Raw genomic sequence first — 6,838 nt, 5'->3', positions numbered from 1 at the left:
CCCTGCCGTTCCATCCCTTTGATAGGTCCCGCGGCCCACGTTCGACCCCGCGCGCCGGGTCTGTGAACACGGCGCCGTTGAAGCCATGACCGAACCCCGGCCGGATCTGCTGGTGGCCGACGCCATGGCCGCCGGCCATGATCTCCTCGCTCAGGTGATTGGCGCACGTAAGGCTGGCCGCTTCCGAGCTGATGATCCGCACGCCCTCGAGTTCGCCTTGACCCAGATCAAGGCTGTGGCCGTCCGTCCGGCGCACTCTCCCTGCATCGACAGGAGCAAACCATGACACCCTTTCTCACAATCGTCGTCGCCGGCTTCTCGGTTTTTGTCGCGACGGTGATCTTCGGTCAGATTCAGTCCGCGCTGGCCTCGAAGACTACGAAGACCCTGCGCGACGTCTGACAACTCTCAGGGCCGGCGCTTTCCGCCTTAGCCGCCGCCGGTCAGCCGGCGGCGGCTTTTCGCGGTCAGCTGTGTAATGCGGCGCGGATGGCGTCGGACAGGACATCGCCAAGCAGGGGTTTCTCAAGGATGGGCAGACCGGCCAGGCGCGCCGCTGCCCGCAAGTGGAAGTCTGGATGGCTGGTCATCAGCAAGGCCGGAAGCCTCACCTCGCGCAGGCGCAGCCGCCGCAGCGCCTCGAACCCCGACATTCCGGGCAACCGTTCATCCACCACCAGGCAGGTTCCCGCCTCGGGCAAGTCGCACAGCAAAAGCGCTTCGCCTGTTCCAAGGCCCTTCACGTCAAAACCCTCGAGCTCTAGCGTGAACATCAACGCCTCTCGGACGGCGGCATCGTCGTCGACGATGATAACCAGCGATCGAGCGGAAGGCGTCGGATGGAGCATGCCGAATAGTGCGGCACCCTGGCAAGTGTCTCATTGACCCATCGCAATCCGGCCAGTGCAGCACCCGCGCCCTTCGCGTCTCATCTCATCCGCACCTACCGGGAATCAGCGGCAGGTCAGCGTACGATCACTCCCAAAGTGCGACACCTCAGCCAAAGGGGTTAACGGGGCAGAAAGCCCGGCCATGGTTCTTTGGGCGATGATCGTTTTGAGAGTGCGGTCTGCGCCGTTTTCGACCCGGTCATACAAATGACCATCAGGAAAGCCGATGCCTCATAGAGAGCTACCCGGTCAAAGAGTGCTTCGATGGCGATACGAGGGCTTGTCAACTCGTCTGGCTCAAGGCGCGTTGATCGGATTGCTGATCTGGCTTGAGACCCGACATCCGGCAGCGATCCTCTGGCTGGCCGGGGCTACGTTCACTGCGCTGCTGGATGGGCACATCTCGAAGGCGTTCATCGGCAAGCCCGAGAGCCGGAGACTGGCCATTACAGCGGCGCTGACACGACTGATATCCGGTGCAACGTTCAGTTCAGTCATCTTTGTTTGCCTGCTGGACAAGACTATCGTCGGCATTGCCGCAGCGGTCTTTGTCGGATGTGCGATTACCCTGAACAACGCGATCATGACCCGTGGATCCAGACGGGACGCAGCGCTCCTCGTCGGCCCATCGTCCTTGATGCTCGTGGCTCTGCCTTTTGTTGCATCATGGCTCGGGTATCCCGTAGCGGTGTTTAGCGGCCTCCTTCTGGCGATCGGAGGGCTTGCGTTCGTGACCTTCATCGCCCTTTTGGCTCAGACCCTTCATCTGGAGAGCCAGCGCCTGCGCGATGCGTCACGGGAGTTGGCTATAGAGCGCGATCGCGCAGAGCTTCTGGGTCAGGAAGCCGCGTCGGAACGAAGCCGGTGGCGCACACTGTTCCATCAGAGCCCGTTGCCACAGGTCAGTCTCGACGCATCCGCGCTGTATGTCCGCCTGCAGGATCCATGGCTCGCCGAGGGTTCAATGGGCGACAGGATGCTCAAGGCCTTCAAGGAGTCGCCGGACGTTATCGACGACATTGTCCTGACAGAGGCCAATGATGCCGCCCGCAGGCTGATCTATGAACGTCAACCCGATGGCGCCTTCTCGCGAGGCCGTTTTGATGATGGCTTCTTGCGGCAACTCTGCGACGGCCTGGAAGGCCTCGGCAAGGATGGGGTCATGCCGCCATTCTCGACCCGGATCACCATGCCCAATGGTCGAATTTCCGAGCTGGATGTCCACTACCGGCTCTTGCCCGAGGCGAACCCGCCCTGGTCCGTCATCCTGGTTTCATTTGTCGATCAAACCGCTTTCAAGGCGGCGGTGAACGCTGCGAACGCCGCGTCTCTGGCCAAGAGCGAGTTCCTCGCCGTGATGAGCCACGAGATCCGAACGCCGTTGAACGGTGTGCTGGGCATGGCCCATGTTATGGATCGCGGCGTCCTGTCTGCGGTTCAGAGGGATCACCTTGCCGTCATTCGGCAATCCGGCGAAGCCCTGTTGGCTATCCTCAATGACGTACTGGATCTCTCGAAGATCGAGGCCGGCAAGCTGGTGCTTGAGTCAAAACCCTTCGACCTTGAGGACCTGGCCCTTGGCGCTCATGCCGCCTTCACAGGCGTCGCCCATAGCAAGGGGCTGTCCTTCAATCTCACGGTCCAGCCCGACGCCCGCGGCGCTTATCTCGGCGATTCAGCACGTGTGCGGCAGATTCTCTACAACCTGATCTCCAACGCCGTGAAGTTTACAGCCGAAGGTGAAGTCAGGGTCTCGATCGACCGGCGCGGCGAAGACGTCATCATCCGGGTGTCGGACAGCGGCGTCGGGATCGCCCCGGACCAGATCGCGGGCATTTTTGATCGCTTTGTGCAGGCCGACTCCTCGACCACCCGAAAGTACGGCGGCTCCGGCCTTGGGCTTGCGATCACCCGCGATCTCTGTGCGGCCATGGGTGGGGCGATCAACGCGACCAGCGAACCTGGCGCTGGAACGGTCTTTGAAGTTCTCCTGCCCCTGGAAGGGATGGCGACCGTTGCGGTGGATCCTGCATTCCAGCCGGCGGACGACGGGTTCATGGAGCCCATTCGCGCCTTCAATATTCTGGCCGCAGAAGACAATCCCATCAATCAGCTGGTCCTGAAGACCCTGCTGGCCCAATTCGATCTATCCGTAACAATCGTCGATGACGGCGTAGAAGCTGTCGCCAGCTGGCGGACAGCCGATTGGGACCTGATCCTCATGGATGTGCAGATGCCCGTCCTGGACGGACCGTCAGCGACCCGCCAGATCCGGGCCCTTGAGGCCGAGACGGGGCGGGAGCCCGTACCCATCGTGGCTCTGACCGCCAACGCGATGGTACATCAGATCGAAACCTACTACGCCGCCGGAATGAACGACGTCATCGCCAAGCCTATCGACGTTCGGGAACTCCTGCGGGTTATTCAGGCCGTCGCCGGCGCCGAGGGCTACGGTGACGCGACGGAGGCGTTGAAGGAGTCTCGGGCGGCTTGAACGTCCGCGACGAGGGATGGCCCGGAGGCCCGGGCGATCCGTGGTCGGTAACCGTGGGCCGCTGTAACGAACTCTGCGCTGGCGCCGCCGGCAAGGATGACGGCAATATCGACGCGTTGCAGTGATGAGACCGGGGAGCTTTCAATGAAGATCGACAACACAATCGCAGCCGTCGTCACGGGCGGAGCCTCGGGACTTGGCCGTGCGAGCGCCGAAGCGCTCGCCGCCGCCGGGGTCAAGGTCGCCATCTTTGACGTGAATGAGGCCGGCGGCCAGGAGGTGGCCAAGGCCATCGGCGGCCTTTTCTGCAAGGTCGACATCACCTCCGAGGAAAGTGTCGTCGAAGGGTACGCCAAGGCGCGCGCGGCGCACGGGCAGGAGCGTATCGTGGTGCACTGCGCCGTCGTATCTGGCGGCGGCAAGACCATCTCATTCGACAAGGAAACCGGCAGCTACAAGCGCAACCCGACCGAGATGATCGCCCGCGCCGCCGACGGGATTTTCACGGCCAGCTACCGGATTGCGTCACACGGGGCGCTCGGTATGGCCAATTCCGACCCGCTCAACGACGATGGGGAACGCGGATGCATCATCCTGACCTCGTCGGCTGCCTCGCAGGACGGCCAGATTGGTCAGGTCGCCTATGGCGGCGGCAAGGGGGCCGTCAATTCCATGGTCCTGCCGATGGCGCGCGACCTGATGGATCTGGGCATCCGGGTGAATGCGATCCTCCCTGGAATTTTCGCCACACCGCCGATGCTGGGCGTGAAGGACAGGGCGCCGTCGATCTTCGCGGGTCTTGCGGCCTCCGTGCCGTTTCCCAAGCGACTGGGCAATCCGCCTGAATTTGGCAGCCTGGTCCTGGAACTTGCGCGCAACGGGTACTTCAACGGGCAGTGCATTCGCCTCGATGGCGCAATCCGGATGCCTCCGAGGTAGCCCGACCCGTTGCTGACATTTCCTAGGCCGCTCAGTGTGGTGCAGCCTCTGCAGGCGGAAGACGTGTGATGGCGGGTGCATCGAAGCCGTGGTTTGCGCCCAAGCGCTTCGGTTACGGGGCTGGCCTCCCGATCTCGTGGGAAGGCTGGGCGGTCTTGTTCCTATTCCTTCTCGGCGTTGTCGCTTCGGCCATCATGCTTCACGGACCGTCGAGATTTGGTGTGGTGATGGCACTGATCGCAGCCCTCATTGTGATTGTCGCGAGCAAGACAGCCGGGGGCTGGCGTTGGCGGCGCGGTGAAGATCTGTAGGGCCGCTTCCCCCCAGTACTGACCTTCACTGATCCCGCTGACGCCCTGTCCCCAGCCGCTCAATCTGGCGGGTGGCATTCTCCGGGAAGAGTGGTGAGCGCAGTTTGGCCGACCCGGCCGGAGAGTTCCCGTCTACAAGCCCGCCAGCAACGCGATCCGGACCAGCTCTGACAGGCTGTGTGCGCCGGTCTTGCTCATCACATTGGCCCGGTAGACCTCGACGGTCCGCGGGCTGATGCCGAGTTCGAAGGCGATGACCTTGTTCTGCTTACCGGCGATCACGCCCTGCAACACCTCGCGTTCGCGCCCGGACAGGGCGCCAAGCATCGTCTCGAAGCGCTCGCGCTCTTCCGGGTGCGGCGCCGTAGCGACCTGCTGATCCAGCGCGGCGCGGACGGCCGCGATCAAGGCGACATCGTCGAAGGGCTTTTCGAGGAAGTCGGTCACGCCGGCCCGCATGGCCTCAACCGCCATGGGTACGTCCCCGTGCCCGGTGATCACGATGACCGGCAGCTTTACGCCGATGTCCTTGAGGTGACGCACCAGGTCCAGGCCGCTCATTCCGGGCATGCGGACGTCGGTCACGACGCATCCGTTTCGCAGGCTGTCGACGATGTCCAGAAATTCACGCGCGGAGCCATAGGTGCGTGCCGGCAGGTCAGCCATCTCGAGCAGGAACGCAACCGACCTGCGCACAGCCTCGTCATCGTCGATCACATGGACCTGAGGGTCAGTCATGGCCAGGCTCGCTGTCTGTGTCTGCCACCGGCAGGGTGAAGCGGAACGAGGTGCCGCCGCCGGGATTGGCCTCTGCCCAGATCCGCCCGCCATGGGCCTCCACAATGGTTCTGGAGATCGACAGGCCGACGCCCATGCCCTGGTCCTTGGTGGTCATGAAGGGCTGAAACAGTTTGGCGCTGAACTCGGGGGAGATGCCCTGACCGGTGTCACTCACGAAGATTTCAACTACATCGCCAGCGCCAGGGGCCGCGCCGACTACCAGATCGCGCCGCTCCGAGCTCTCCATCGCCTCAATGGCGTTGCGGATCAGGTTCAGGGTCACCTGCTGTATCTGGACCTTGTCGGCCATGACCCGCCGGGTCTGTGGATCTATGCGGAACGTCAGATGCACGCCCTTCTCGCGCGCCCCTATCATGGCGAGAGCACCGGCTTCCTCCAGCAGTTGGGGCAAGCTCTCGGGCTGGCGGTCGGCTTCGCCCTTGGACAGGAAGTCCCGTAGTCGTCGAATGATCTGGCCGGCCCGCAGGGCCTGATCTCCGGCCTGCGAGATCATCTCGCGCAGCCGCCCGCGATCCACGGGTTCGCGGTCCAGCAGCATCAGGCATCCCTTCATGAAATTGGCCGCGGCCGTCAGCGGCTGGTTCAACTCATGAGCAAGGGCCGACGCCATTTCGCCGAGGGCGGTAATGCGCCCCACATGGACCAGCTCGCCCTGAAGGCTCTGCAGGCGCCGTTCCGCCACCTGCCGTTCGGTGAGGTCCCGGATGAAGCCGGTGAAGTACCGCTGGTCGGGGGATCGCATCTCGCCCACCGAGAGTTCCATGGGAAAGGTCGAGCCGTCCTTGCGTTCGCCCACCACCACGCGGCCAATGCCGATAATTCGCCGCTCGCCGCTCGTCAGATAGCGCAGGAGGTAGCCATTATGGGCCTCCCGATAGGGATTGGGCATCAAGCTGCTGACATTGCGCCCGACCGCCTCCTGTTGCGTCCAGCCAAACTGGCGCTCGGCCGCGGTGCTGAAAGACTGGATGGTCCCATGTTCATCTATGACGATCATGGCGTCGGGCACGGTCGCCAGAATGGATCGCAGATGCGCCTCCCGGGCCTCCAGGTCGGCCACCACCCGGCGCGCCGCGTCGGCATTGCTCAGCATCCGGTCGCCCACCAGGCCCGCAGCGACGCTCAGGCCCGCAAAGACAATGATCTGCACCCAGTGATCAGGGGTCATCACCTTTGGGAGACCCTGCATGCCGAGAGTCACGATGATCGAGAGAACGGCAGCCAGAATCGCCGGCGCGAGTCCGCCTGCCGCCGCGCTGGCGATCAGGGCCGGGACGAATAGCAGGAAGGCAAGATCGCTTTGGGGTTCTGCGCCCAGCACCATCCGGGCCGCCGCACATATTCCCGTCGACAGGATCGCGACAACGAACCCCGGCATCCCGCGATCATGGATGGTCCGATTC

Annotated in this window: 5 protein-coding genes and 1 pseudogene; 2 read left to right on the top strand and 4 right to left on the bottom strand. The window is 63.4% G+C overall.

Features of this window, described 5'->3' with window-relative positions:
* Together ACIQ42_RS02490 and ACIQ42_RS02485 are read right to left on the bottom strand one after the other, a co-directional pair.
* Positions 1–256: pseudogene (locus ACIQ42_RS02490) on the bottom strand (hypothetical protein); the annotation flags it as partial.
* Positions 257–467: 211 nt separating this feature from the next.
* Positions 468–848, bottom strand: coding sequence for a response regulator (locus tag ACIQ42_RS02485; protein WP_397420641.1), 381 nt, complete (start codon positions 846–848; stop codon positions 468–470).
* Positions 849–1,170: 322 nt separating this feature from the next.
* Between ACIQ42_RS02485 and ACIQ42_RS02480 the strand changes: the two genes are divergently transcribed.
* Both ACIQ42_RS02480 and ACIQ42_RS02475 read left to right on the top strand, forming a co-directional pair.
* The gene (locus ACIQ42_RS02480) at positions 1,171–3,384 is read left to right on the top strand and encodes an ATP-binding protein (RefSeq protein ID WP_397420640.1); all 2,214 of its coding nucleotides are present in this window, start codon (positions 1,171–1,173) and stop codon (positions 3,382–3,384) included.
* Positions 3,385–3,528: 144 nt separating this feature from the next.
* Positions 3,529–4,323: an SDR family NAD(P)-dependent oxidoreductase gene (locus ACIQ42_RS02475; RefSeq protein WP_397420639.1), complete on the top strand. Its 795-nt coding sequence runs from the start codon at positions 3,529–3,531 to the stop codon at positions 4,321–4,323.
* Positions 4,324–4,766: 443 nt separating this feature from the next.
* On the opposite strand, the gene fixJ is transcribed toward ACIQ42_RS02475, so the two are convergent.
* Together fixJ and ACIQ42_RS02465 are read right to left on the bottom strand one after the other, a co-directional pair.
* Positions 4,767–5,372 carry a response regulator FixJ gene (gene fixJ, locus ACIQ42_RS02470; RefSeq protein ID WP_397420638.1) on the bottom strand — a complete coding sequence of 202 codons (606 nt, stop codon included), beginning with the start codon at positions 5,370–5,372 and terminating at the stop codon, positions 4,767–4,769.
* On the bottom strand, positions 5,365–6,813 hold the full coding sequence (locus ACIQ42_RS02465) for a PAS domain S-box protein (RefSeq protein WP_397420637.1): 1,449 nt from the start codon (positions 6,811–6,813) through the stop codon (positions 5,365–5,367). Before ACIQ42_RS02465 ends, fixJ begins: the two co-directional genes overlap by 8 nt.
* Positions 6,814–6,838: the final 25 nt, after the last annotated feature.

This window comes from Phenylobacterium sp., from assembly GCF_044372605.1.
In the GTDB taxonomy this organism is placed as follows: Bacteria; Pseudomonadota; Alphaproteobacteria; order Caulobacterales; family Caulobacteraceae; genus Phenylobacterium.
Note: the sequence above shows the minus strand (reverse complement) of the source record. Positions and strands in the feature narration are given on the sequence as shown.